General features: G+C 65.1%; 2 protein-coding genes. Both read right to left on the reverse strand.

From position 1 onward, the window contains the following. Positions 1–231: 231 nt before the first annotated feature. Positions 232–1,383, reverse strand: coding sequence for a YeeE/YedE thiosulfate transporter family protein (locus IRZ12_RS17290; protein WP_296471261.1), 1,152 nt, complete (start codon positions 1,381–1,383; stop codon positions 232–234). Positions 1,384–1,395: 12 nt separating this feature from the next. Next, positions 1,396–2,352: a sulfurtransferase gene (locus tag IRZ12_RS17295; RefSeq protein ID WP_296471264.1), complete on the reverse strand. Its 957-nt coding sequence runs from the start codon at positions 2,350–2,352 to the stop codon at positions 1,396–1,398. Between the last annotated feature and the right edge of the window lie 117 nt (positions 2,353–2,469).

Consider the following 2,469-nt stretch of genomic DNA (forward strand, 5'->3'; position numbering starts at 1 on the left):
ACTCTATTGCATATGCATAGGAGTTGCAAATAATCATCAGCAGGCGTCGCCCTTCAAAATGCCGAGCAGTGCCCTCCGCTGGGCGCCTGCCCTGAGCCAATGGCAATGATGGCGGGCTCTTTCCTGTGGTTGACGGGACTGGAGTGCGCCCAGTCCCACGCGAAAAAGACGATCAGCGCGGCCCAAAAGGCCGCGATCGCCGATATACGGGAACGCATCGGGTCCTCCTCCTCAAACGCCGAGGCGGCGCCGCAAGGGCACGCCGATCAACGAGCCGGCGAAAGCCAGCGCCACCCATATCCAGCCATGCAAGCTGCCGGTGGAAATGCCACTGACCATTGCGCCCACGTTGCAGCCGAACGCGAGCCGCGAACTGTAGCCGAGCAAAAAGCCCGCCACCAGCACGGCCGCCCATTGGCCCGCGCGCAGCGGTTTTCCCTCGACCGGGCGACGCGCGGAAATCCAAAGCGCCCCAGCCATGATGCCGATGTTGGTGATCGACGTGACGTCCAGAAACACGCTTTGATCCAACGCACGCAGGTTGCCGGCCTGGCCCCAGAATGCATTGGAGCCCGGGTCGAACGCGCCCGCGGCCGTGGCGAGCTTGGCCGCCCAGAGCCCGAAGCCATAAACCACGCCCCAGGGTTGCCCGGCCACGACGAGATTGGCGGCCGCCAGCAAAGCCAGGCCGATCCCTGCCAGCACGAGCTTGCGGTTCCAAAGCCGGGACGCCCCGCCACCTTTGCGCGACCAGAGCCACGCCGCCGCGCCGACGGCGGCGAGGCCGGCGAAAGTCGCCGCGAGCGCCTTGGCAGAGCCGAGTTCGCGCACCAGGCTGACTGGCGCGATGGCGCCCAATGAAAGCCAGTCATGCAGGTGGACAGACCCGAGGAAGCTTCCCAGCGCAAACAAGGGCAACACGCCCATGTTCAGGGGAATGCCCAGGCCAGCCTTGTACAAGGTGCCCGAGCCGCAGCCATCGGCAATCTGCATGGTGATGCCGAACACGAAAGCGCCTACCAGCAGGCTGACGCTGGGTGGTCCCAACGCCGCAGACAACTCGGCCGGAAAGCTGGACAACAAGGGAATGGAGATGGCGGCCGCCACCGCCAGGAGGATGATTTGCGCGAACACGCCGCTCGCATCGCGGGCCTCGATCAGGCGGCGCCAGCCCGTGGTGAAGCCGAAGCGCGCACCGGCCAGCAAGCCGCCCATGCCAACGCCAATCAGGAACAGCACGGCTTGCCTGACCGTCACGAACCACGCCAGGGCCAGGACCGCCGCCACGATGGCGAGCGTCAGCGGCCAGCGCGTGCCAGCCGGTGCGGCTGCGCCAGGGGAAAGGCCGGCCGGCGAGGCCGACGGGGGATATGTCGCTTGCATCGAGGAATTCCTTTACGACTTGCCGAACAACTTCTTGAACTTATCCGCGATCTGGCTCGCCCGACCCGGCGTGTTGTCCATGGGCAGGGGCTGGTCGGCATTGGTCCAATCGGCCAGGGACTCGGGGTACATGCGGATGTTGGGCAACCCGGCGAGCTCGGACAACGCAAACCAGTCCGTGGCCGCCCAATGGCCGGTATTGCAGAATGCGATGTTATCGGCGGCGAGGTCGGGGAATTCCCGCGCGGCAATGGCCCGCGCTTCCTCGGCCGAGACGATTTGGGTGCTGCCCGGCGAGAACCACACGCTATGCGGAATGTTCTTCGCCCCCTGTATGGTGCCGGGCACCGACGCCGTCGGCGCCTTCACCAGCCCTTCGAAGAAATTCTTGGGGCGCGCGTCGATCAGCCTGGCATCGTTCCTATCCAGGCTGGCGAGCACGTCGGACTGCGTGGCGATGATGGCGGTGTTCAACTTCGGCTCGTAGTCGCTGGGAGCCGGCGCCGGAGCTGCTTCGGTGCTCAGCGGCTGCTGCGCCTGTTGCCATGCCTGCATGCCGCCGTTCAAGACCGACAGGCGCTCCAGCCCCAAGTACTTGAGCGTCCAGTACACGCGGGCGGCCGCGCCGAAATCGGTGACGTCCGCGCCCGAAGAAACCACCACGGCATGGCGCGCGGGCGTCAATCCGAGCTTGCGGACCTGCGCCGTCAAGGCTTCCAGCGGCGGCAATGTCCCGGGACTGTGCGCGGGACCGCGCCACGAACCGTAAGGCGCGGACAAAGCGCCGGGAATGTGACCTTGCCGGTACTCGGCCGGCGGCCGGATATCGATGACCGTCACCGCGGGCGAAGCAGAAGCAATCAGAGCGCTGAGCTCGGCCGGCGACAGAATAGGAGATGGACGGGGATCTGCGCCAGCATGGGCGCCAAACGCCAACACCCACGCGGCGAGAAAAGCGAGGAATCTCATGATGATCGCGCTGCACGCAAGAATGACATCATGAGATTGTAGGGGTTAGCCCTGAGAGGGCTCAGACGAAGTCCCCATATGCATAGAACACTAAGTTATATGAGGACAATCCTTCAT

It is taken from the genome of Pigmentiphaga sp. (genome assembly GCF_019689535.1).
GTDB lineage: Bacteria > Pseudomonadota > Gammaproteobacteria > Burkholderiales > Burkholderiaceae_B > Pigmentiphaga.